This window comes from Enterobacter cloacae complex sp. SHL009, assembly GCF_049237205.1.
GTDB lineage: Bacteria > Pseudomonadota > Gammaproteobacteria > Enterobacterales > Enterobacteriaceae > Enterobacter > Enterobacter cloacae_M.
Map to the genome: position 1 here is coordinate 276647 of NZ_JBMKIW010000003.1, position 23574 is coordinate 300220.

Annotated in this window: 23 protein-coding genes; 11 read left to right on the forward strand and 12 right to left on the reverse strand. The window is 56.3% G+C overall.

Annotated elements, in window-relative coordinates; genetic code table 11:
* Positions 1-185 precede the first annotated feature (185 nt).
* The gene (gene galR / locus ACOTZC_RS10045) at positions 186-1202 is read left to right on the forward strand and encodes an HTH-type transcriptional regulator GalR (protein ID WP_023309052.1); all 1017 of its coding nucleotides are present in this window, start codon (positions 186-188) and stop codon (positions 1200-1202) included.
* On the opposite strand, the gene ACOTZC_RS10050 is transcribed toward galR, so the two are convergent.
* Positions 1163-1639 carry a GNAT family N-acetyltransferase gene (locus ACOTZC_RS10050; protein ID WP_032668263.1) on the reverse strand — a complete coding sequence of 159 codons (477 nt, stop codon included), beginning with the start codon at positions 1637-1639 and terminating at the stop codon, positions 1163-1165. The genes galR and ACOTZC_RS10050 overlap by 40 nt on opposite strands.
* Positions 1640-1868: 229 nt before the next feature.
* Here ACOTZC_RS10050 and ACOTZC_RS10055 point away from each other — a divergent pair, with 229 nt between their 5' ends.
* Positions 1869-2906: a LacI family DNA-binding transcriptional regulator gene (locus ACOTZC_RS10055; protein WP_045404611.1), complete on the forward strand. Its 1038-nt coding sequence runs from the start codon at positions 1869-1871 to the stop codon at positions 2904-2906.
* On the opposite strand, the gene lysA is transcribed toward ACOTZC_RS10055, so the two are convergent.
* Complete coding sequence (gene lysA / locus ACOTZC_RS10060; protein WP_248169578.1) at positions 2876-4138, reverse strand: diaminopimelate decarboxylase; 1263 nt, start codon at positions 4136-4138, stop codon at positions 2876-2878. The two genes, ACOTZC_RS10055 and lysA, sit on opposite strands and share 31 nt — an antisense overlap.
* 121 nt (positions 4139-4259) lie before the next feature.
* On the opposite strand from lysA, the gene ACOTZC_RS10065 reads away from it, so the two are divergent.
* A complete protein-coding gene (locus ACOTZC_RS10065; RefSeq protein ID WP_163354190.1) occupies positions 4260-5186 on the forward strand; it encodes a LysR family transcriptional regulator in 927 nt (308 codons plus the stop codon).
* Here the strand turns inward: ACOTZC_RS10065 and ACOTZC_RS10070 are convergent.
* The 7 genes from ACOTZC_RS10070 to ACOTZC_RS10100 form a co-directional block, all read right to left on the reverse strand.
* Entirely contained in the window at positions 5181-5873 is a 693-nt protein-coding gene (locus ACOTZC_RS10070) for an aspartate/glutamate racemase (RefSeq protein WP_047173540.1), read from the reverse strand. The genes ACOTZC_RS10065 and ACOTZC_RS10070 overlap by 6 nt on opposite strands.
* 88 nt (positions 5874-5961) lie before the next feature.
* Positions 5962-7086, reverse strand: a complete 1125-nt coding sequence (gene wzz(fepE), locus ACOTZC_RS10075) for an LPS O-antigen length regulator Wzz(fepE) (protein ID WP_045404620.1) — start codon at positions 7084-7086, stop codon at positions 5962-5964.
* A 203-nt stretch (positions 7087-7289) separates the two neighbouring features.
* On the reverse strand, positions 7290-8711 hold the full coding sequence (locus ACOTZC_RS10080; RefSeq protein ID WP_023309060.1) for a sugar porter family MFS transporter: 1422 nt from the start codon (positions 8709-8711) through the stop codon (positions 7290-7292).
* A gap of 312 nt (positions 8712-9023) precedes the next feature.
* On the reverse strand, positions 9024-9785 hold the full coding sequence (kduD, locus tag ACOTZC_RS10085) for a 2-dehydro-3-deoxy-D-gluconate 5-dehydrogenase KduD (RefSeq protein ID WP_248191471.1): 762 nt from the start codon (positions 9783-9785) through the stop codon (positions 9024-9026).
* A 63-nt stretch (positions 9786-9848) separates the two neighbouring features.
* The gene (gene kduI / locus ACOTZC_RS10090) at positions 9849-10685 is read right to left on the reverse strand and encodes a 5-dehydro-4-deoxy-D-glucuronate isomerase (RefSeq protein ID WP_248169580.1); all 837 of its coding nucleotides are present in this window, start codon (positions 10683-10685) and stop codon (positions 9849-9851) included.
* A gap of 235 nt (positions 10686-10920) precedes the next feature.
* Positions 10921-12099, reverse strand: a complete 1179-nt coding sequence (locus tag ACOTZC_RS10095) for an acetyl-CoA C-acetyltransferase (RefSeq protein WP_023309063.1) — start codon at positions 12097-12099, stop codon at positions 10921-10923.
* 93 nt (positions 12100-12192) lie between these two features.
* Positions 12193-13059 (reverse strand): LysR family transcriptional regulator, encoded by an 867-nt coding sequence (locus ACOTZC_RS10100; protein WP_047173543.1) that lies wholly within the window; start codon positions 13057-13059, stop codon positions 12193-12195.
* Positions 13060-13164: 105 nt separating this feature from the next.
* On the opposite strand from ACOTZC_RS10100, the gene ACOTZC_RS10105 reads away from it, so the two are divergent.
* Both ACOTZC_RS10105 and ACOTZC_RS10110 read left to right on the forward strand, forming a co-directional pair.
* Complete coding sequence (locus tag ACOTZC_RS10105; RefSeq protein WP_023309065.1) at positions 13165-13626, forward strand: multidrug/biocide efflux PACE transporter; 462 nt, start codon at positions 13165-13167, stop codon at positions 13624-13626.
* Between the two features lie 119 nt (positions 13627-13745).
* Positions 13746-14975, forward strand: a complete 1230-nt coding sequence (locus ACOTZC_RS10110; protein ID WP_023309066.1) for an amino acid permease — start codon at positions 13746-13748, stop codon at positions 14973-14975.
* A gap of 55 nt (positions 14976-15030) precedes the next feature.
* Here the strand turns inward: ACOTZC_RS10110 and ACOTZC_RS10115 are convergent, their stop codons facing one another.
* A complete protein-coding gene (locus ACOTZC_RS10115) occupies positions 15031-15483 on the reverse strand; it encodes an Lrp/AsnC family transcriptional regulator (protein WP_045404629.1) in 453 nt (150 codons plus the stop codon).
* Positions 15484-15598: 115 nt separating this feature from the next.
* Here ACOTZC_RS10115 and ACOTZC_RS10120 point away from each other — a divergent pair, with 115 nt between their 5' ends.
* Positions 15599-16210, forward strand: coding sequence for a LysE family translocator (locus tag ACOTZC_RS10120; RefSeq protein ID WP_045404632.1), 612 nt, complete (start codon positions 15599-15601; stop codon positions 16208-16210).
* Between the two features lie 27 nt (positions 16211-16237).
* Here the strand turns inward: ACOTZC_RS10120 and ACOTZC_RS10125 are convergent, their stop codons facing one another.
* Positions 16238-16510 (reverse strand): GNAT family N-acetyltransferase, encoded by a 273-nt coding sequence (locus ACOTZC_RS10125; protein ID WP_047173545.1) that lies wholly within the window; start codon positions 16508-16510, stop codon positions 16238-16240.
* Positions 16511-16520: 10 nt separating this feature from the next.
* Positions 16521-16751, reverse strand: coding sequence for a 4Fe-4S mono-cluster protein YjdI (yjdI, locus tag ACOTZC_RS10130; protein WP_008499689.1), 231 nt, complete (start codon positions 16749-16751; stop codon positions 16521-16523).
* 301 nt (positions 16752-17052) lie between these two features.
* On the opposite strand from yjdI, the gene ACOTZC_RS10135 reads away from it, so the two are divergent.
* The 5 genes from ACOTZC_RS10135 to ACOTZC_RS10155 all read left to right on the forward strand — a co-directional run bounded on the left by ACOTZC_RS10135 (position 17053) and on the right by ACOTZC_RS10155 (position 23542).
* Positions 17053-18693, forward strand: a complete 1641-nt coding sequence (locus ACOTZC_RS10135; protein WP_045404637.1) for an ATP-binding protein — start codon at positions 17053-17055, stop codon at positions 18691-18693.
* Positions 18677-19372, forward strand: coding sequence for a response regulator (locus ACOTZC_RS10140; protein ID WP_100245683.1), 696 nt, complete (start codon positions 18677-18679; stop codon positions 19370-19372). The genes ACOTZC_RS10135 and ACOTZC_RS10140 overlap by 17 nt, the downstream gene beginning before the upstream one ends.
* Before the next feature lie 168 nt (positions 19373-19540).
* Positions 19541-20629, forward strand: a complete 1089-nt coding sequence (locus tag ACOTZC_RS10145) for an ABC transporter substrate-binding protein (protein ID WP_047173547.1) — start codon at positions 19541-19543, stop codon at positions 20627-20629.
* 80 nt (positions 20630-20709) lie between these two features.
* Positions 20710-22479 carry an ABC transporter permease gene (locus ACOTZC_RS10150; protein WP_023309073.1) on the forward strand — a complete coding sequence of 590 codons (1770 nt, stop codon included), beginning with the start codon at positions 20710-20712 and terminating at the stop codon, positions 22477-22479.
* Positions 22472-23542: an ABC transporter ATP-binding protein gene (locus tag ACOTZC_RS10155; protein ID WP_045404646.1), complete on the forward strand. Its 1071-nt coding sequence runs from the start codon at positions 22472-22474 to the stop codon at positions 23540-23542. Before ACOTZC_RS10150 ends, ACOTZC_RS10155 begins: the two co-directional genes overlap by 8 nt.
* Positions 23543-23574: the final 32 nt, after the last annotated feature.

The window sequence follows — 23574 nt, forward strand, 5'->3', positions numbered from 1 at the left end:
GCAAAGTGTAACCAAAGGTTCAGATTGACATTCTTCAGACATGACTGCGCGTGTAACGATTACACTACCAGTGTTGTCCTGCGTCACGTTTGTAGAGAGCGAAAATCCGCTCCCCTTGAATGGGCGGCGCTTTTCCGCAACACTATTTGGTGTGTAAACGCTTACCCCCAATAAGAAGGTAATGAATGGCGACAATAAAGGATGTGGCCCGTCTGGCAGGTGTGTCGGTGGCAACCGTCTCTCGAGTGATTAACGACTCCCCAAAAGCCAGTGACGCATCGCGCCAGGCGGTACAAACCGCCATGGAATCCCTGAATTATCATCCCAATGCCAATGCCCGCGCGCTCGCCCAGCAGTCCACCGAAACTATTGGGCTGGTAGTGGGTGATGTTTCCGACCCCTTTTTCGGCGCCATGGTGAAAGCGGTTGAACAGGTCTCTTACCAGACAGGCAATTTTTTGCTGATCGGCAATGGCTATCATAATGAGCAAAAAGAACGCCAGGCCATCGAGCAGCTGATCCGCCACCGCTGCGCCGCGCTGGTGGTTCACGCCAAAATGATCCCGGATGCCGAGCTGATTCACCTGATGAAGCAGATGCCCGGAATGGTGATCATCAACCGCATTATTCCCGGGTTTGAAAAACGCTGTGTGGCCCTCGACGACCGCTACGGCGCCTGGCTTGCGACCCGTCATCTGATTCAACAGGGCCATACCCGGATTGGCTATCTCTGTTCCAATCATCCGATTTCTGATGCGGAAGACCGCCTGCAGGGCTACTACGACGCCCTGCGCGAAAACGGCCTGCCGTGTAATGACCGTCTGGTGGCCTACGGTGAACCGGATGAGAGCGGCGGTGAACAGGCCATGACCGAGCTGCTGGGTCGCGGACGAAATTTCACGGCGGTTGCCAGCTATAACGACTCCATGGCCGCGGGGGCAATGGGGGTGCTGAATGACAACGGGATTGAGGTTCCGGCAGAAATTTCGCTGATTGGCTTCGACGACGTGCTGGTCTCTCGCTACGTGCGCCCGCGGCTGACCACCGTACGCTACCCGATTATCACCATGGCGACGCAGGCCGCCGAGCTGGCGCTAGCGCTGGCTGAACAGCGCCAGCCGCCGGATATTACGCATCTGTTTAGCCCGACGCTGGTTCGCCGTCACTCCGTTGCTTCACCTGCGGAAGCGCAGAGCGAATAACGATAGAGGTGAACCCGCGTGTTGGGGTATTCCAGCCCATCACCGATATACTGCCAGCCGTAACGTTCGTAGAAGTCGCGGCAGGCAGACCAGAGGTGCAGTTCTTCATATCCCGCCTGCGCGGCCCAGGTAATAACGTGCTGCTGTAGCTTTCCTGCCAGCCCCTTGCCTCGCGACGCGTCGTCAACGTAGAGCGCCGCCAGCCACGGAAAGAGATCCTGACGCGTGATCAAATCGCAGCGCCAGAGCCCTACCGTACCAACAAGCTTTTCGTCTTCAACGGCGATAAAGGTCAGCGGTAATGCTCCCGGCGTCTGGCTGTGCTCAATAATGCTGTGGAAAAATTCCCGGGAAAGCCCTTCGCCAAAGGCCTGCCAGAGCCAGTCGGTGACCTGCTCCGCATAGTGCGGTGCCTGGTAAAGCGGGAGGATGGCTATCTTTTTCACGTTTCACCTGCGTTTTCTCGTCTATTTGCTGGCCTGTCGCCCCAGCTCGGTTCGGCGATTACTTTACCAGAGTCAGACTATTTCGTTTTACTTCACGCAGGCCAGACGAATCGTGACCAAAAAGCGTGATCGTGGCAGAAGTTTTGCGCCTCCCGCATCGCTTATACGCCGTGAGGTCTGTGTTAAACTGCAAACCATTACGTGGAAGCAGGAATGTAGAATGGCAACAATGCTGGATGTCTCACTGCGTGCGGGCGTGTCGAAGGCTACCGTCTCGCGCGTGCTGAACGGCACAGGTCAGGTTAAAGAGAGTACGCGTCAGCAGGTCTTTGCTGCGATGGAAGAGCTGGGCTATCGCCCGAACTTTCTCGCGCGTTCGCTGGCTAACCAGACCAGCAACAGCATTGGCCTGGTCGTCTCGACCTTCGACGGCTTTTACTTTGGTCGTCTTCTCCAGCAGGCGTCGCGGCAGACGGAAACTCACGGGAAACAGCTGATCGTCACCGACGGTCACGACGCGCCGGAACAGGAAGAACAGGCCGTGCAGATGCTGGCCGATCGCCAGTGCGATGCCATCGTGCTTTACACGCGCTACATGAGCGAAAAAGCGATCGTCAAACTGATGAACACCGTGAAAACGCCGCTGGTGGTCATTAACCGCGAAGTGAGCCAGGCGCCAGATCGCTGCGTATTTTTTGAACAGCAGGATGCCGCGTTTAAGGCCGTGGATTACCTGATCGCCCAGGGCCATCGGGAGATCGCCTGTATCACCGTTCCGATCCACACCCCAACCGGGAAAGCGCGGCTGATGGGCTACCGTAAGGCGCTGGAAAAGCACGGCATTCGCCTGGACGAGCGTCGGATAAAGTACGGCGATGCGGGAATGACGCGGGGATACGAGCTGTGCAAGGAGTTGATTGCCGACGGTGTGTCGTTTAGCGCCCTGTTTGCCTGTAACGACGATATGGCCCTGGGGGCGTCCAAAGCGTTACACCAGGCAGGGCTTAAAATTCCGCAGGATATTTCACTGTTCGGCTTTGACGATGCCCCAAGCGCGAAATGGCTGGAGCCTGCGCTCTCATCGGTTTATCTGCCCATCGACAATATGATTGTCACGGCCATCGATCAGGCGATCCGGCTGGCAAAAAACCAGCCGGTCGATGCCATCCCGCCGTTTACCGGCACGCTGGTGTTACGCGATTCGGTTACAACGGGGCCCTACTTTCATCAGATGAGTTCTAAAGCCAGCAGTTCCTGAATGGTCTGACGACGACGGATCAGCCGTGCCTTGCCGTTATCAAACAGCACTTCCGGCAGCAGCGGGCGGCTGTTGTAGTTAGATGACATCGACGCCCCGTAGGCACCGGTATCATGCAGCACAAGATAATCACCCGGTTTGACCTCTGGCAGCGCGCGGGTCTCCACTTTGCCGCCTTCCTGCTGGGTAAACACGTCACCCGATTCGCACAGCGGTCCCGCAACGACCGTCTCAATCCGCGGCGCCTGCGTTAAATCACGGCCGTCGGCGGCCAGGGCGGTAATGTGGTGATAGCTGCCGTACATGGACGGACGCATCAGATCGTTAAAGCCTGCATCAATCAATACGAAGTGGCGAGACCCCATCTCTTTGACGCTGCGGACCTGCGAAACCAGCACGCCGGCTTCCGCCACCAGGAAACGACCCGGCTCAATTTCCAGTTTCACAGCATGGCCAAGATGCGCAGCGATCTGGTCACGCGCGGCGCTCCACAGACCGTAATAGTGATCGGTATCGATCGCCTCTTCACCTTCACGGTAAGGAATAGAAAGCCCACCACCTGCGGAGATGGCCTCCAGATCCTGACCAAAATCGACAACCTGACGCACCATCGCCCCGCAGACCTGCTCAAGATGCGCATAATCCACGCCAGAGCCAATGTGCATATGAATGCCGACCAGCTTCAGGTTATAACGCTGCAACACGTCAAGCGCGGCTGGCATATCGGCATACCAGATACCGTGTTTGCTGTTTTCGCCGCCAGTGTTGGTTTTTTGGCTATGACCATGACCAAAACCCGGGTTCACGCGCAGCCAGACGCGATGGCCGGGAGAAACCTTACCCAGCTGCTCCAGCATATCTACAGAGCCGGCATTCACCGGGATCTGCAGTTCGTGGACGCGCGCAAGCGTCGCTTCGTCGATCACATCGGCAGTAAAGACGATCGCGTCGCTGTCGGCTTTCGGATCGAATCCGGCTACCAGCGCGCGCTCGATTTCGCCAAGCGAGACGGAGTCGACCTTCACGCCCTGCTCACGCATCAGGCGCAGAATATGAATATTGGAGCAGGCCTTCTGGGCAAAACGCACCACGTCAAACTGATGCAGAGCAGCGATCTTCTCGCGAACGATCTGCGCGTCATAGACCCACACCGGACAGCCAAACTCGGCAGGCAGGCGCAGCAGGTTGTCGGCGTTCAAATCGGTATCGGTCTGGTTCAGCGGGCGTGGCATGGTCTTCTCCGGGTAAATGCGTTTTGATGATTACGCCACAGCGCGAAGAGAATAAAAAATATCGTTTTATCGCGAGTCTATGCAAAAATGATATGGACAGTAATCTGCTTTCAGGTGCCCTATGCCCGCCGTCAATTTACGCCACATCGAGATTTTTCACGCCGTGATGACTACCGGCAATCTCACCGAAGCCGCACAGATGCTGCATACCTCGCAGCCGACGGTGAGCCGCGAGCTGGCCCGCTTCGAGAAAGTGCTGGGGCTGAAGCTGTTCGAGCGCACCCGGGGCAGGCTTCACCCGACGGTGCAGGGGTTGCGCCTGTTCGAGGAAGTCCAGCGCTCCTGGTACGGACTGGACAGAATAGTGAGTGCTGCGGAAAGCCTGCGCGAGTTTCGCCAGGGCGAGCTGTCGATCGTCTGCCTGCCCGTCTTTTCGCAATCCTTTTTGCCGATGCTGCTGCAGCCTTTTCTGGCCCGATACCCGGAGGTCAGCCTCACCATCGTGCCTCAGGAATCCCCCCTGCTTGAAGAGTGGCTTTCGGCCCAGCGTCATGATTTAGGCTTAACTGAAACCCTCTCCACGCCGGCGGGAACGGCGCGCACGGAGTTGATCTCGTTAGATGAAGTGTGCGTTCTGCCCGCAGGGCATCGGCTTGCCGGTAAGGCGGTGCTCACACCGGAGGATTTCCACGGGGAAAACTACATTAGCCTTTCGCAGACAGACAGCTACAGACAGCTGCTGGATTCGCTGTTTGCCGAGCATCAGGTCAAACGGCGAATGGTGGTAGAAACGCACAGCGCGGCTTCGATTTGCGCGATGGTGCGTGCAGGCGTCGGCGTCGCGGTGGTGAATCCGCTCACGGCGCTGGACTATGCCGGAAGCGGGATCGTCATCCGCCGCTTTAGCGTCTCCGTCCCGTTCACCGTGAGCCTGATCCGCCCGCTGCACCGTCCGGCTTCCGCGCTGGTGGACGCGTTCACCGAACACTTAAAGGAGCACGCGCGCCAGGTGGCGCTTCGCTTACCTGACCTGCAAAACCCGTTATGACAGCATAAACGCCACGGCATCCGCGGCATGGATGGCGGTGGTATCGAATACCGGGACGGGGCTTCGCTCGGCTGGCACCAGCAGGCCAATCTCGGTGCAGCCGAAGATCGCGCCTTCAGCCCCCTGCTGCGCGAGTTTATCGATGACGCTGACGTAATACGCGCGGGAAGATTCGGTGAAGGTACCGAGGCAGAGCTCGTCAAAGATAATCTGATTGATGCGCGCCCGATCTTCTTCATCCGGGATCAGGCTCTCTATCCCAAATTCACTGTTCAAACGTCCACGATAAAAATCCTGTTCCATGGTGTAGCGTGTACCCAAAAGCGCTACGCGGCACATCCCGGATGCCGTAATCGCACGCCCGGTTGCGTCCGCGATATGCAGAAACGGCAGCGAACAGCGCTCCTCAATATGCGACGCCACTTTGTGCATGGTATTGGTACAAAGCACAATACCCTCGGCGCCGGCGCGCTCCAGCCCCAGCGCCGCCTGAGCCAGAATCTCGCCGGCTTTATCCCACTCACCGCTCGACTGACAGGCTTCAATTTCATGGAAATCAACGCTGTGCAGCAGCAGGCTTGCGGAGTGCAGACCACCCAGACGCTGCTTTACCCCTTCATTAATCAGGCGGTAATAAGGGATTGTCGATTCCCAGCTCATTCCGCCTAACAGGCCGATCGTTTTCATCATCCCTCCTTATCTTTGGTCTCTTTTTTAACACAACCGATGCACATAAAAAAAGGCGCTGTATTCAGCGCCTTTTAAACTGCAGAGCTTATTCCGCTACCGGCTCCGGCGGCGAAGTACGTGCGAGCATCGCCTCGCGCAGTAAAACGCTACCGCAGGCAAACAGGCCCCCCAGAAGCGCCGCCAGGACGACCATCAGAGCCTTGCCCGGGCCATCCTTTTTCACCGGCATGGAAGGAGAGAGCTGGTACCGGAATGGCTCAAGTTTAACATCGGCAAAGGAGAGCTTTTTCAGCTGTGCGAGGTGGTATTCCCGGTTCTGGAAATCCGCATTCAGCTCGGTCACGTCCTTCAGATTTTTTTCGATCTGCAGCTTTTGCGCGATACCGTCAGCGCCGAGCGCAACGGAGTAATCCGGGTCATCTTTTACGGCCTGCCCGTTGCTGTAAACTGGTTTCTTAATGCCTGCGGCATTTGCCACTTCCAGCGAATAATTCAGTCGCTGCAGGTTGGTATTGTGAATATTAGTCAGACGGACACGATCCAGTTCCAGCTGCTGCTCAACGACATTCTTTTTCAGGGCGATCTGGTTGCGGATATTCTGCACCGTCTCTTTTTCAACAATAGCCGCGATATAATCGATGTATCCATTTAGTACGGCTTGAGCATCGTCAGCTGTCGGCGCAGTGAAGCTCAATGTCCAGGAGACAAAAGGCGCTTTATCCGCGTCTTTTCCCTGAGCGTCATTCACCGCTTTCATTCTGTCTGAAATGTTAACTATCGCCCGATGCAGCTCAAGCGGATCCACCTCGGCATCTTTAAGTTGTGACATCACGTAAGGAGAGGATTTCAGATACTCTTCAAGCAATGACTGCGACTGAAACTTTTTAATAAACATGTCAAAGACTTCCGGACGGGAAATTTTCGCGTCCACGTCAAGTACCTGCAACGCTACCATCATCTGGCGCAGCGGGTTCCACTGCGACGATTCTGCCTGAGTGATCACTGCTTTACTGGTCCACTTCTGCGGCAGTAAAAATGAAATGGCCAGCCCCGCCAGTGCAAAAGCAAGGGTAATGGTGACAATGCGTTTTTTGGCCGCCAAAAGGACCGCTAATAAACCGAAAAGATCAATTTCTTTAGCGTGTATTGCCGGGGAGGTATAACGGGGAAAATCAAGATCGGTGCTTTTTTTGATATCCATCTCAGACATAGACATTCTTCTTTTTAGGATGCGTTTCATGTTGCGCAAATAACAGCGGTGTTCCGATGATACATTATCCTAAGAATTATCCTAAGTTCAAATCCCTCTATTCATCCTTCCCTGCCAGAGTTGGTAGTGAATTTCATTACGTTATTATTGTAATGACTAACCATTTTACCAACTCTGACTTGTGTTGAACGCTTAAACAGGCATTACGATCGCACGCCGATATTCCGCAGTTTCTCCCCTGCCATCAGCTTGCGCTCGATATGTTCCAGCGTCACGCCTTTGGTTTCCGGGATCAGCCAGAACGTGACGCCAATAAACGCCACGTTCAGCACCGTATAGAGCCAGAACGTTCCCGCTGCGCCAATCGCGTCCAGCAGCGTCAGGAAGGTCGCGCCGATGATCATGTTTGATACCCAGTTGGTGGTCGTGGAGCAGGTGATGCCAAAATCACGGCATTTGAGCGGCTGAATTTCGGAGCACAGGATCCACACCACCGGCGCGGCGCTCATCGCGTAACCTGCGATACACATCATGGTCATCCCGACAGAAAGCCAGGAAAGCCCGCTTGAGGCCGTGCCGTTATCAAACTGCATCAGGCAGTAGCCGAGGATCAGCGTGCCGAGCGCCATCACGCTGAAGCCAATCTTCAGCGCCGGTTTGCGGCCCGCCTTGTCCACGGTGAACACGGCAATAAAGGTGGCGAACATGAAGGTCAGCCCGACCACCAGGGTCGCGATCATCTGCTGTTCCGTAGTGGTAAACCCGGCCATTTTGAAAATGCGCGGCGCGTAGTACATGATGATGTTCATCCCGGTGAACTGCTGCATCGCCTGCAGCAACATGCCGAGGAAGACCGCGCGGCGCACGTTGCGGTTGATCTTAAATAGCGCCCAGCCGCCCTGCTTTAACTTCAGGCTTTCGCGGATGTCGTTCAGCTCTTCGCGCGCTTTTTCCGAGGTATCGCGCAGCATGCGCAGGACCTCTTCCGCCTCCACGTGACGCCCTTTTTGCGCCAGCCAGCGCGGGCTGTTTGGCAGGAAAATCACCAGGACGATCAGCACCAGCGCCGGTAAGGCCAGCACGCCCAGCATCGCGCGCCAGTTGCCGCTGTAGCTGAAGTAGGTATCAGACAGGAACGCCAGCACAATACCCAGCGTGACCATCAGCTGATACATGCTGATCATCTTGCCGCGCACGTTTTCACTCGCCATTTCGGAGAGATAAAGCGGCGCCGTGTAGGACGCAATCCCCACCGCCACGCCCAGCAGCACGCGGGAGAGCAGGAGGATTTCAACGTTAGCGGCAAACGCCGAGCCAATGGAGCCGGCAACGAACAGAATTGCCCCGACCATCAGGCTATATTTGCGCCCCAGGCGGAACGACAGCCAGCCGTTGAACAGCGCGCCAATGGCCGCGCCGAGCATCATGCTGCTCACCACCCACTCCTGCAGGCGACTGCTGAGGGTAAAGTGATCGGTAATAAACGGTAATGCGCCGGCAATGACGCCGATATCCAGTCCAAATAACAGGCCCGCCACGGCGGCGGCAATGGAGACAAACTGGTTCATGCGGCGAGTATCGCGCAGCGCAGCGGGCATTAGGGTAGAGTCATTTATCGATGTCATATTTTTCCTGCCTCAACAGCAAAATTCGTTAACTGAAATTACGAGAAAGCGAGGAAAAGTGTCAGGCCGGAAATCGCGAAGTTATGGATTATTCCGCTACGGCATACGGTTCTGTGATGGACATTACAATTTCAACTCGTGGCGAATAATCACGTATTTTTACTAATCAGTTAATATTTAAGCAATAAAAGTGTGATTGCCGTCATTAGTGATTTTTTAGTATGGATTTTTCATCTTTATCGATATGGACTAAGCCAATTATTGCGCAAAAAAACCTCCGCCCACGGGCAGAGGTTCTCAATACGGGTGGAATTAACGCGCCAGCCAGCCGCCGTCTACAGCCACGGTGTAGCCGTTGATGTAATCCGATGCGGAGGAGGCCAGGAAGACAACCGGCCCCATCAGATCGCTCGGCAGACCCCAGCGTCCGGCCGGAATGCGGTCGAGGATTTCCGCGCTACGCTGCTCGTCCGCACGCAGCTGCTGCGTGTTGTTCGTCGCCATGTAGCCCGGCGCAATCGCATTCACGTTGATGTTATGTTTCGCCCATTCGTTTGCCAGCAGGCGGGTCACGCCCATTACGGCGCTTTTGGACGCGGTGTACGACGGTACGCGGATGCCGCCCTGGAACGAGAGCATAGAGGCAATATTGATGATTTTGCCGCCTTTCCCCTGCGCGATAAAGTGCTTCGCCGCCGCCTGGGACATGAAAAACACGCTCTTGATGTTCAAATCCATCACGTCGTCCCAGTCGCGTTCGCTGAAGTTGATCGCATCTTCACGCCGAATCAGCCCGGCGTTGTTGACCAGAATGTCGATATGACCGAATTCCGCTACCGCGCGATCCAGCAGTTCAGGAATGGCATCGATTTTACGCAGGTCGGCGGTCAGGCTCAGGAAACGGCGCCCAAGAGCCGTCACGCGCTCGATGGTTTCCGTAGGCTCAACGATATTAATCCCGACGATATCGCAGCCCGCTTCCGCCAGGCCTAGCGCCATGCCCTGACCCAGCCCGGTGTCACACCCGGAAACCACCGCCACTTTCCCCTGCAGAGAGAATGCATCCAGAATCATGTTTATTCCTTACTCTTTCAGAGCCTGTGACTCACAGGCAGGTTTATGCTGCACCGCCCGCGACTAGCGCAGATCGCTGACCGCAACGTGGTCCATATCATCAAAGACCTGGTTTTCACCCACCATTCCCCAGATAAAGGTGTAGGCTTTCGTCCCTACGCCGGAGTGGATGGACCAGCTCGGTGAAATCACCGCCTGCTCGTTGTGCATCACGATATGGCGCGTTTCCTGCGGCTGTCCCATCATGTGGAACACGCAGGCGTCCTCATCCATATTGAAGTAGAAGTAGACTTCCATGCGGCGCTCGTGGGTATGGCACGGCATGGTGTTCCACAGGTTGCCCGGCGCAAGCTCGGTCAACCCCATGCTGAGCTGGCAGGTCTCCAGCACGTCCGGCACGAAGTATTTATTGATGGTGCGGCGGTTGCTGGTGAGGTTGTCGCCCAGCGTCACGGGCGCGACGTCTGCCGTGGTCACTTTCCTGGTTGGGCAGGTGGCGTGAGCCGGCGCGCAGTTGTAGTAAAACTTCGCAGGCCTGCTGCCGTCGATGCTGGCAAAGACCACGTCTTTCGCCCCTTTGCCCACGTACAGCGCCTCGCGATGGCCGATCTCATAGCAGTGTCCGTCTACGGTGATGGTGCCCGGCCCGCCGATGTTAATCACGCCGAGTTCGCGACGCTCGAGGAAGTAGCTCACGCCCAGCTGTTTACCGACTTCACCGCCCACGGAGACGCTTTTCGTGACGGGCATAACCCCGCCCACAATAATGCGGTCGATATGGCTGTAAACCATGGTGTACCTGTCGGCCTCGAATACCTGCTCGACTAAAAATGCATTGCGCAGCCCCTGAGTATCGAGCGTTTTGGCGTGCGCACTGTGGATGCTTTCTCTGACGTCCACGGTAACCTCCAGATGTGGTCATGCCCGAAGGCGGAAATAAACGAAACAGCGTTCCGTTTTTCATAATGAGCACATACTATCGGCATAAAGTGGGCTTTTCAATTATATTTAAAACAACGTTTCATTTTTATTTTTGTTTATAGCGGAAATGATGTTCGGATCACAATTCAACCGCCGGGAGAAAAAGGACGCGAAAAAAAACCTCCCGGAGGAGGTCATTTTGTTTGAGAAGAGGTTAGCGTTCGATGGCCAGCGCCACCCCTTGCCCGCCACCTATACAGAGTGTGGCAATCCCTTTTCGGGCATTACGTTTTTTCATTTCGTGGACCAGCGAAACCAGGATCCGGCAGCCGGACGCACCGATAGGATGCCCCAGCGCGATCGCGCCGCCGTTAACGTTGACCCGCAGAGGATCCCACTCCAGCATTTTTCCGACGGAGATCGCCTGCGCGGCATAGGCTTCGTTCACTTCGATCAGATCCACATCCGAAAGCTGCCAGCCCGCGCGCTCCAGGCAGCGGCGGGTAGCGTAGACCGGTGCGATCCCCATTAGCGCAGGATCAACCCCCACGCTGGCGAATGCTTTAATGCGGGCCAGGACCGGAAGATCGAGTTCAAGGGCTTTGCTTTCGCTCATCATCATCACGGCGGCAGCGCCGTCGTTAATGGAAGAGGCATTTCCCGCCGTCACCGAGCCCTGCATTTCAAACGCGGGATTCAGCCTCGCCAGGCCTTCTGCGCTGGCGTCGGTGCGCGGCTGTTCATCGGTATCCACGAGGATACGCTCGCCGCTCTGACGCTGCGTGCTGACCGGGACAATTTCGTCGCGAAAGCGACCGGAATCGATCGCCGCACGCGCTTTTTGCTGCGAGCTTAGCGCATAGGCATCCTGCACCTCACGGCTGATGCCATACTCGCGCGCCAGGTTTTCAGCCGTCACGCCCATGTGATAATCGTTGAATGCGTCCCACAGCCCGTCATGCACCAGGCTGTCGAGCAGCTGGCTGTTGCCCAGCTGTGCGCCGGTACGGCTGTCGGTCAACACGTGCGGCGCGCGGCTCATGTTCTCCTGCCCGCCCGCGATGATCACGTCCGCCTCACCACACTGAATGGCCTGCGTCGCGAGATGCAGCGCTTTTAATCCTGAACCACAGACGTCGTTGATGGTGATAGCGGAGACGGTATTGGGCAGCCCGCCCTTCAGCGCCGCCTGACGCGCAGGGTTTTGCCCGGCACCGGCCGTGAGGACCTGGCCCAGAATCACCTCATCAACTTCATGTGCTGCGATCCCGCTACGTTCCACCAGCGCTTTTACCACCACGCTACCCAGCTCAACCGCCGAGTGACGCGCGAGCGATCCCTGAAAACAGCCGATAGCTGTACGCAACGCACCCACTATAACGACATCTTTCATCACGACCTCTGTGTTAAATGACATGACGATAGTAGAGGATTGTTACTGGCAATTATCTTAATTGTTTAAAAATAGTGAGTTTAATCACAAGGATCAGCGCGCATCCTGCAGATACTGCCGTAGCCAGCTTCCGGCAACGCCGGGAGGGGATCGTTTATTCCACAGCAGATCGATGCCGATCGCCCGCGGCCAGCCGGGAACATTGAGCTGTACCAGGGATTTCGCAGCGGCAAATTCATCCACCAGCGCACACGGCAGCACGCACCAGCCAAATCCCTGTACCGCCATACTCAAGAGTAACAGGTAATTCGGCGCTGACCAGACGGGCCCGCGCGCGATCTCAGCCTCGCGCTCAAGATAGGTGCTGAGCCGCAGCTCGCGCCAGCCGTGCAGCTCGTCATGCTGAACGTCATGTTGTCCGGCCAGCGGATGCGTGGTCGCGACGTAGATCGCCATGCGGGTCTGCATCGGCAACCGGGTGACGCCAATATCCGTAGGGTAACCGTCGCGCGCTTCCGTCAGGCCAATCTGCGCGCGCTCCTTTTGCAGCAGATCGATCACGTCCTCTTCCTCGCCAATCAGACATTCGAATTCCGTATGGGGAAAACGCGCGTCAAACTGTTTCATCATATCTTCCAGCACGTCCGGATTGAGGGTATCGGAAAGGACAAACGTCAGACGCGCCTCCGTTTGCGCCGTTAGCGACACCGCCAGCTCGTCCAGCCGCGTGCTGGCGGCCAGGATAGCCTGCACGTAGCCCAGCACCTGTTCTCCCTGGACCGTTAACACCGGCTGACGCGCCGAGCGGTCAAACAGCTCGAAACCGAGATCGGCTTCAAGATTGGCAATGGACGTGCTGATCGTCGACTGGCTTTTACGCAGCCGGCGTGCAGCAGCAGAAAAAGAGCCCGCCGCAACGGTCTCGACAAACGCGGTAAGGGCTTCGGGTGAATAGCGCATAACCTATCTACTTTAGCGATGGATACTATCTTTAATATATCAGCTATAGCGATAAAAATAGGCTGCATCAACGCCCATACCGGCGAATTAATGAGGTCTATGACTATGCAACATCAGGATGCACTCCAACGTAAGCTGCCGGAGCGGATCTTTCATGCTGTCTGTTTCGAAGGGATTGCTACGGCGATCCTCGCCCCTACGGCGGCGTGGCTAATGCAGCGTTCCGTGGTGGAGATGGGGGGATTGACCATTATTCTGGCCACCACCGCCATGCTGTGGAACATTATTTATAACTTTGGCTTCGACCGTTTCTGGCCCGTTCAGCGCGTCAAACGTACCGCAAAAGTCCGTGCGCTGCATGCGCTGGGGTTCGAATGCGGGTTTATTGTGATTGGCGTGTCGATTGTCGCCGCCGTGCTGGGCGTTACCCTGCTTCAGGCATTCACGCTGGAAATAGGTTTCTTCCTGTTCTTCCTGCCGTACACCATGTTCTATAACTGGGCGTACGATAGCCTGCGCGAGAAATTTCTTAAGCGTCGCCAGCAACGGCGCGCCCTGGCAGGCTAAACCGCCTCTGGCCGGACGCCCGTTCCGGCCAAACTCCGTCGAAGCAACTGCGCTCTTTAGGCATAACTATGGTAAATTGCACGCCATTCCGATGGTTTGATAGTTGATACGTTGCTCTAATGTCGAAAATTTGGTCAAAAGATGAGACTCTCTGGAGTTTCGCTCTCTATGGCACGGCCGTGGGCGCAGGAACGCTGTTCTTGCCCATTCAGCTGGGCTCCGCAGGCGCAATCGTCCTGTTTATTACCGCCCTCGTGGCCTACCCCTTAACCTACTGGCCGCACAGAGCTCTGGCGCAATTTATCCTGTCGTCAAAAACAAAAGGCAACGAAGGGATCACCGGCGCCGTCTCGCACTACTACGGCAGGAAGATTGGCAACCTGATCACCACGCTCTATTTCATCGCCTTCTTTGTGGTGGTGCAGATTTATGCGGTGGCCATCACCAACTCGCTCACGGAGCAGCTGGCGAAACACCTGACGGTGGATACCGCCGTTCGCGTGCTGGTCAGCCTGGGCGTGGTGCTGGTCCTGAATCTGATCTTCCTGATGGGTCGCCATATCACGATAAAAGTGATGGGCTTCCTGGTGTTTCCGCTGATTGCCTATTTTCTGTTTGTCTCGCTCTACCTGATCGGCAGCTGGCAACCCTCGCTGCTGACCAGCCAGATGGCCGTCGATCGCCATACGCTGCACCAGGTGTGGATTTCGATTCCGGTGATGGTATTTGCTTTCAGCCATACCCCGATTATCTCAACGTTTGCCGTTGATCGCCGCGAGAAGTTTGCCGACGGTGCCATGGATAAATGCAAGAAAATCATGAAGGTGGCGTACCTGATCATCTGCCTGAGCGTGCTGTTTTTTGTCTTCAGCTGCCTGCTCTCAATTCCGCCGTCGTACATTGTGGCCGCCAAAGAGCAAGGGGTAACGATCCTGTCCGCGCTGTCGATGATGCCTTCTTCTCCGGCGTGGCTGGGCATTTCCGGGATTATCGTGGCGATTATTGCGATGTCGAAATCGTTTCTCGGCACCTATTTTGGGGTGATTGAAGGGGCGACGGAGATCGTGAAGTCGTCGCTGAACCAGGTGGGGGTGAAAAAGAGCCGCGCCTTTAACCGCGCGATTTCCATTATGGGAGTGTCGTTAATCACCTTTGCCGTCTGCTGCATTAACCCGAACGCCATTTCGATGATTTACGCCATCAGCGGCCCGCTTATCGCCATGATCCTGTTTATCATGCCGACGCTGTCGACGTATCTGATCCCCTCCCTGAAACAGTACCGCTCCATTGGCAACCTGCTGACGCTGATCGTCGGCGTGCTGTGCGTGTCGGTGATGTTTGTCGGCTAATTTCCTTTCCTGCCCAGCGCTCTGCCGGGCAGGCCTTTCAGTCCTGGCCTGCTGCTTACAGCGGAAAAGGCCTGTCCTGCACCACCGTTTTCATGACAAGCGTAGAGCGAAGATGCTGCACGCCGGGCATGGCGGAGAGCTTCTCGTCGTAGAGCTTCTGGAAAGCGGGCAGGTCGCGGGTCACGACGTGCATCAGATAATCTGGATCGCCAAACAGGCGCTGGGCCAGCACGATCTGCGGAATTTCCTCCACCGCCGCTTCAAACGCGCTAACCGCCTTACGGTCACCCTCCTTCAGCGTCGCAAACACTATCGCCAGGAAGTTGAATCCCATTTTGGCGGGGTCGAGGCTGGCACGGTATCCCGTTATCGCCCCGCTTTGCTCCAGCGCCCGCACGCGGCGATGGCACGGCGAGAGGCTCAGATTCACTCTTTCCGCCAGCTCGGTAAGGGATAAGCGGCCATCAGACTGTAGCTCAGCAAGAATTTTTCGATCGATGCTATCCATGTGGAAGATTTTCTCAATTTCACGGTGTTATGAGCATAACATTGAAAGCCTATTTCGCAGGGTTAGCGATATTCTTTTTCTCAACCTTTGACGCACTGCGGGAGTCTTCAGGACGATGGAAATGAGTATTGTGGCCGGCTTTTGGGTGGTTTCTTTTCTGCTTATCATGACGCCAGGCGCCGACTGGGCCTACGCCATTAGCGCCGGGATTAACGGGCGACGCGTGGTACCGGCGGTGATGGGGCTAATGTCCGGGCATCTGATAGCCACGCTGATTGTGGTGGCTGGCGTGGGCGTAGTGATTGCTCAACACCCGATGGCGTTAACCGGGCTGACCGTCGCGGGGGCCGCGTATCTCCTGTGGCTTGGCATCGGACTGTTGCGTCACCCTGCCGCACCGGAAAAGGCCACCCATCATGGGGGAAACTGGAGGCAGTGGGCGGTGAAAGGGCTCTGCATTAGCGGTCTTAACCCGAAAGTTTTTTTACTTTTCCTGGCGCTGCTTCCGCAGTTCACCGACCCGACCGGAAGCTGGTCGATAGCGAAGCAGATGTCCGCGCTTGGCGTGATGCACCTTATCACCTGTACGCTGGTCTATCTGCTGGTGGGGTATGGTTCGAAAGCGGTACTGGCGACCCGGCCACAGGCGGCGCGTCTGGTAAGTATGGCATCGGGAGGGATAATGGTGCTGATCGCGATGGTATTGCTGTTTGAGCAGGTAAGATAAAAAAACACCGGCCATCGCCGGTGTTATTTACGCCCGAATATCGTCATATTCCCGCGTTTTATCAAACTCATGCTTCGCGAACGGGCACAGCGGAATAATTTTGCGATTCTCACCGCGCATCTTCTCCACCACTTTCGCTACCAGCTGTTTACCGACGCCCTTCCCTTTCAGGCTCTCATCCACGTCGGTGTGCTCGATAATGCTCAGATGCTCGCCGGTCGGTACGAAGACAATCTCCGCGACCTGATTGCCGTTCGCATCATTCACGTAAAACTTGTTATGGCCTTCCAGAATATCCATGGTTCCTCGCTTATTTTTGGCGATACTTCAGCGCACCGCTCGGGCAGGTATCAATCACGCGTACAACCGTTTCAACGTCCACTTCATCGGGAATGATCCACGGCTTACGTTTCAGATTAAACAGCTTTGCGCTCCCACGCACGCAGTTACCTGAGTGTTTGCAGATCCCGGTATTGAAGTAAACGTCAATTTTCTCGCCGGTATAGGCCCGGTAACCTGCATCCAGTAGTTCTTTATCCATGACATTGCCTCTGTAATTATTATCGTGCTGAATGAAGCATAGCCTTACGGGATCCTGATGGCTATATACCCGTCATACTTCAAGCTGCAGGTGCGTTGGCTGCACTCACTCACCCCAGTCACGTACTTATGTACGCTCCCGGGGATTCGTTCCCTTGCCGCCTTCCCGCAACTCGAATTATTTAGGGTATAACGCCGAAAACGAAAAGCCAGGTCACAACTCTTTTCTCGCCAGATTGCGTCCGCTATTGGCCCATGTCAGGCTCGGCAAATGTCACTTTTACATAACTTCCGCAGGTTGAATGAAACGCAGACTCTCTTTTCAGGTAAAACTGTTTTTAGCGCTGGTGTGCTTCTCCTGCCTGCTGTTAGTTCTGCTGGGAACAATCCTGTTTCATTTTATTGACCGTCAGCTCCACCACGATCTCGGCCAGCGCGCCCGGGTTCAGGCCAGCCAGATCGCGCTGATGCCGGGTCTGGCGGCAATGGTAGCGGCCAGGGATATTCCGGGAATAGCCCGCTTAATTCAGCCGCTGCGCGCTGAAAGCGATGCCAGCTACATTGTGATTGGCGATACCGAGGAGCAGCACCTCTATCATTCGGAATCCCCGGAGCGGATTAATTTACCGATGATCGGCGGGGATAATGCGGAGGTATTAAAGGGCAAAACCATTATTTCCGTGCGTCAGGGCGGGATTGGCGTGTCGCTACGCAGTAAAGCGCCCATCTTCAACGCGCAGCATCAGGTGATTGGCATTGTCTCGGTCGGCTATCTGACGTCGTATATTGCCAATATTAACGCCCGCATTCTCTGGCAGTCCGGGCTATACGGCGCTGCGCTTCTGCTGCTGCTGTTTATTTTCTCCTGGCTGTTTACCCGCAATTTAAAAAAACAGATGTTCCGGCTGGAGCCGAAAGATATCGCTCAGCTGGTTTTGCAGCAGCGCGCCCTATTAGAAGCCATGTACGAAGGCGTATTTGCCGTTAATAGCGAGAAGCAGCTGATTTTAATTAACCGCGCGGCACGCGAAATGCTGGATATTCGGCAAAATGAGAAAGAACTTATCGGTAAACCGCTGGAGGACATTCTGCAGACGGCGCCGGGATTTTTATCCCAGCGCTACGCCTCGGTGAGCAGCGGGAGCCATGACCAGATTGCGGTGCTGAACCAGCGCGAGGTGATCGTCAACCGGGTAGCCATTGAGGTCGAACCGGGCGTTGAAAGCGGTTGGGTATACAGCTTTCGCGACAAAAATGACATTAATACCCTAAGCAGCCAGCTCAGCCAGATCAAACGCTATGCGGATAACCTGCGCATTATGCGCCACGAACAGCTGAACTGGACCGCCACTCTGGTCGGGCTACTGCAGATGAAACACTATGACGAGGCCATCCGTTACATTCAGGTGCAGTCAGAGGGCGCGCAGCGCGTGCTGGACTTTGTCTCAGCCCGTTTTTCCTCTCCCGCGCTGTGTGGGCTGCTGTTAGGAAAATACGTCAGCGCGCGCGAAAAAGGCATCGAGCTGCTGTTTGACCCCGCCTGCCAGCTCATCCGCATGCCTGCCACGCTGAGTGAAACGGAGCTGATGTCCATTATTGGTAACCTGCTGGATAACGCCGTGGAGGCGACACTCAACGCCCCGGTCCACGCGCCGGTAGAACTCTACATTTCTGACCGTAACCAGGAGCTGCTGATCGAGGTGGCCGACCGGGGCTGCGGGGTGGAGGATGCGATGAAGCCGCACATTTTCCGCCAGGGGTTCAGCAGCAAGCCGGACAGCGAAAACGACATTGTGGGCACCGAGCACGGTATTGGCCTGTTCCTGGTGGCAGGATATATCGACAAGGCCGGCGGCAGTATTGAGATTGCCGACAACACGCCGCAGGGCACTATTTTTTCTGTGTTTATTCCGAATGGGCAACAGCATGACCCGACCACTTGACGTTGTGATAGTTGAAGATGAGCCGCACCTGGCGGAGCTGCATCGCGAGTATATCGAGCAGAATTTCCATCTGCGCGTGGTGGGCATCGCCGCGTCGATTGAGCAGGCGTGCAGGCTGATTCGTCAGCATCAGCCGCGGCTGATCCTGCTGGACAACTATCTCCCGGACGGTAAAGGCGTGGAGCTCATCGATAACCCGCTGCTGAAAAGCTATGAGTGTTCGGTGATTTTCATCACCGCCGCCAGCGATATGCAGACCTGCAGCCACGCCATGCGCAGCGGCGCGTTTGACTACCTGATTAAGCCCGTCTTTTTCCAGCGCCTGCACGCCTCGCTGGAGCGGTTTATGCGTTTTATCCACACCGTGCAGCAGGTGAAGGTGGTCGATCAGCATGCGCTGGATCGCCTGTTTAATCTGCCCGCCTCGGAAGCCTCCATTACGCCGTCGACGAAGGGCATTGAACCCCAAACGCTGGAACGGATTAAACGCCTGTTCGCCGAGCATCCCGACGATGCGATGTCGGTTGAAGAGGTGGTGGAAAACGTGGGGATCAGCAAAACCACGGGGCGTCGCTACCTTGAATACTGCGTGGAGAGCGGGTTAATCAGCATCGAAATGCTGTATGGCAATATTGGTCATCCGCGAAGGTTATACCGCAAAGCGCCCGATAAACCGTAATCCAGAACCGTTCGGAGGCTAACGTTCGCGGATTTTATGGTGTTAATTGCTGAAACGACGGCGACAATCACACTTCGGAATCATTGCTTGCTTCACCCTCTTGTAGGTGGAACCCGATACGCTATGTTGACAATTAGTTCCTCAAATGTAACTAAAAGGTTAACTATAATGTCGAACACGTTCCGAATTTCTCTGCTTACCGCTACTGTACTGTTCTCTGCTTCTGCACTGTCTGCACTGCCGCAGGGCTATCCTGCTGAGTATCAAAAAGTGGTTGATGCCGCAACGAAAGAGGGCAAGGTTGTTATTTACTCCACCACCGACATCAAGGCCGCCGGGCCGCTGATCCAGGGCTTCGAAAAAACCTACCCGGGCATTAAAGTCGAATACAACGACATGAACAGCACCGAGCTGTATAACCGTTTCATCAGCGAACAGGCCTCCGGCGGCGTGAGCGGCGACGTGGTCTGGAGCTCCTCTATGGACACCGGCCTGAAGCTCGCCACCGACTACGCCATGGAGTATAAATCGCCGGAGCAAAGCCAGCTGCCGAAATGGGCGGTCTGGAAAGATAAGGCCTACGGCACCACCTATGAGCCGGTGGTCTTTATCTACAACAAGCGCCTGATCCCGGCCGGCGACGTGCCGGATTCTCACGCCGCGCTGGCGAAGCTGATTGCCAGCCAGACGGACAAATTCAAGGGCAAAGTCACCACCTACGACATCGAAAAATCGGGCCTGGGCTTTATGCTCTCGGTTCAGGATCACAACGCCGATCCTAATTACTTCAAAACCCTGGCCGACGTCGCCAAAGGTGGCTTATCGGTGCAGTCGTCTACCGGCACCATGATGGAGCGCGTCTCCTCCGGTGAAAACCTGATCGGCTTCAACATCCTCGGTTCCTACGCGGAAGCGCGCGCAAAGAACGATCCTTCTCTCGGCATTTCCTATCCAAAAGATTACACCCTGGTGCTGTCGCGCGTGTCGTTCATCAGCCAGCAATCGCAAAACAGCAACGCCGCGAAACTGTGGCTGGACTATGTGCTGTCTGAACAAGGGCAAAACATTCTGGCCAGTCAGGCGGATATTCCCTCCATTCGTAACGATATCGAAGGGAAAAATGATATCGACGGCCTGACCAAAATCCTCGGCAACGCGCTGAAGCCAATTCCGGTTGATGAAACGCTGCTGGAATACCTGCAGCCGAAAAAACGCCTGGAGTACATCAAAGAGTGGCGTACCGCCGCCGGTAAATAAGCGTCTGAGCGCGGCGCAGGCCGCCGCGCTCCCTTATCGACTGAGTTCGTTTTTCTGGGCTGCAACACCAGGGATACCCCATGAATACATTACGCAGAAAGTGGCAAAGCCTGCCGCGAGGCATCGTCGTGCTGATAACCGCCCTGGTTATCTATACGCCGCTGTCGTTTATCGTGATCCAGAGCTTCCTGTCCGCCCCGTTCTTTTCGCCGTCAAAAGAGTGGAGCTTTGAATCATTTGAGTTTATTTTCACCGACCCTGATTTTTATAAGGCCCTGAAAAGCGGCTTTATTCTTGCTTTCGGGCTGGTCTTTATCTCCATTCCGCTGGGCGGCGTTCTGGCGTTTCTGATGGTGCGTACCGACCTGCCCGGCCGCCGGTTGATTGAGCCGCTTATCCTGGTCCCGATTTTCGTTTCACCGATGGTGCTGGGCTTCGGCTACGTGGTGGCCGCCGGTCCGGTGGGCTTTCTCTCCCAGTGGGCTCAGGCGCTGATTGGCTTTGTGCCGTGGAATATCTACGACATGTCGAGCATTGTGGTCATCGCCGGCCTGACGCACGTCCCGCACGCCTATCTGTATATCTCGTCAGCGCTGCGCAGCGTGGGCTCCGATGTGGAAGAAGCCGCGCGCACCGCGGGCGCGTCGCCCTGGCAGGTGATGACCTCCGTCAGCCTGCCGATGGTGCGCCCGTCCATTCTGTACGCCACCGTGCTGCTGTTCTTCCTCGGGCTGGAAGTGTTCGGCCTGATGCTGGTCCTCGGCGACCCGGAAGGCAACATGGTGCTGGCGACCTATCTCTATAAGCTGACGAACAAGATGGGCACCCCATCCTATAACCTGATGGCGGCGGTTGCCGTGGTGCTGATCTGCATCACCATCCCGCTGGTGATGCTCCAGCGTCGCCTGATGCGCACCGCCAACCGCTTCGTCACCATGAAGGGTAAGGCTTCGCAGGCCCGCGCGCTGCCGCTGGGTAAATGGCGCTGGGTGGCTGGCGGAGTGATTGCCTTCTGGCTCACCGTCACCATCGGCGTTCCGCTGCTCGGCGTGGTATTGCGCGCGTTTATCTCCAACTGGGGCGTGGGCGTTTCGCTGTGGGACGAGCTTTCTCTGAACACCTTCCGCACCATCTGGGCGCAGCCCAACCTGCTGCGCGCCATCGTCAACTCCATGGCGATTGGCGTCATTGGCGGCGCGCTGGCCGTGGTGTGCTACCTGTTTGTCGGCATTGCCATGCACCGCAAGCCGGACAACACCACGCGTTTTCTGGACTACAGCGTGCTGGTGCCGCGCGCCGTGCCTGGCCTGCTGGCGGGTCTGGCGTTCCTGTGGGTGTTCCTGTTCCTGCCGATGTGGCTGGATAACTCGCTGAAATCCGGCTGGCTTTCCGGGTTCGCCTGGACCGACTGGATGCGTGAAAACGTCATCGTCTGGCTGCGTTCGCTGCGCAGCACCATTTTCAGCGTCTGGCTGGCCTATACCGTGGTGTGGATGGCTTACGGGCTGAGGCTTATCTCTTCCACGCTGCTGCAGGTGGGGCCGGAGCTTGAGGAAGCGGCGCGCAGCACCGGGGCGACGCGCGGGCAGATCACCCGCCACGTCACCATCCCGCTCTCCCGCTACGGTCTTATCGGTTCGTGGCTGCTGATGTTCCTGATCTTTGAGCGCGAATATTCAACGGGTGTGTACCTGCTTTCACCCGGCACGGAGACCATCGGCTCGATGCTGGTTTCCCTCTGGGCCGCGGGTGCCATCGATATCGTGGCGGCGCTCTCTTTCATTAACATCCTGCTGGTCGTGGTAGGTCTGGGCATTGCCCTTCGTTTCGGAGTGAAAATACATGATTGAATTAGCGGTTGACGATCTGCACTTAACCTACGGCGACAATCCTGTTTTAAAAGGTGTCTCCATGAACCTGAAGCGCGGCGAAGTGGTCTCCCTGTTAGGCCCCTCCGGCAGCGGTAAAACCACCCTGCTGCGCGCCGTCGCGGGTCTGGAAAAACCGACGCAGGGGTCGATTGTCATTGGCAACAATAAAGTTTACGACGGCACGCCGCGCAGCGAGGTCCCGGCGGAAGAGCGTAACCTGGGGCTGGTGTTCCAGTCCTATGCCCTGTGGCCGCACAAGACCGTGTTTGAGAACGTGGCCTATCCGCTCAAGCTGCGCAAAGTCCCGGCCAAAGAGATCCAGCAGCGCGTGCAGGACGTGCTGGACCAGTTGGGTCTGGGCCATCTTGGCAAACGTCACCCGCACCAGCTCTCCGGCGGGCAGCAGCAGCGCGTGGCGATTGGCCGGGCGCTGGTTTACAACCCGCCGGTGATTTTGCTGGACGAACCGCTCTCTAACCTCGACGCCAAGCTGCGCGAAGAGGCCCGCGTGTTCCTGCGCGAGCTGATTATCAAGCTCGGGCTATCGGCGCTGATGGTGACGCACGACCAGAACGAAGCGATGTCGATTTCCGACCGCATCCTGCTGCTCAACAACGGCAAAATTGAGCAACAGGGCACGCCGCAGGAGATGTACGGCTCGCCAAAAACGCTGTTTACCGCTGAGTTTATGGGCAGCAACAACCGCCTGCACGGCAAGGTTACCGAAGTGCGCGAAGGCAAAGCGCGTATCGAAGGCAAAGGCTGGGTGCTGTGGGGCCAGGCCGGTGAAGGGGTGCAGAGCGGTGAAGAAGCCACGGCGGTGATCCGCGTCGAGCGCGTGGCGGTGGTCGAGGGGCCAGGGGAAAATCAGCTTGAGCTGCCGCTGCTCACCAGCATGTACCTCGGCGACCGCTGGGAGTACCTGTTCCGCACCGTGGGGGATGATTTTGTCATTCGTGCGTATGGGCATGAGGTTCGGGATCCGCAGCACTGCCATCTTTCGCTGCCTGAGAAGCATGTGTGGGTGTTCCCGAAAGGGTGAATTTTAAAAGGCTGCATAATGCAGCCTTCTTT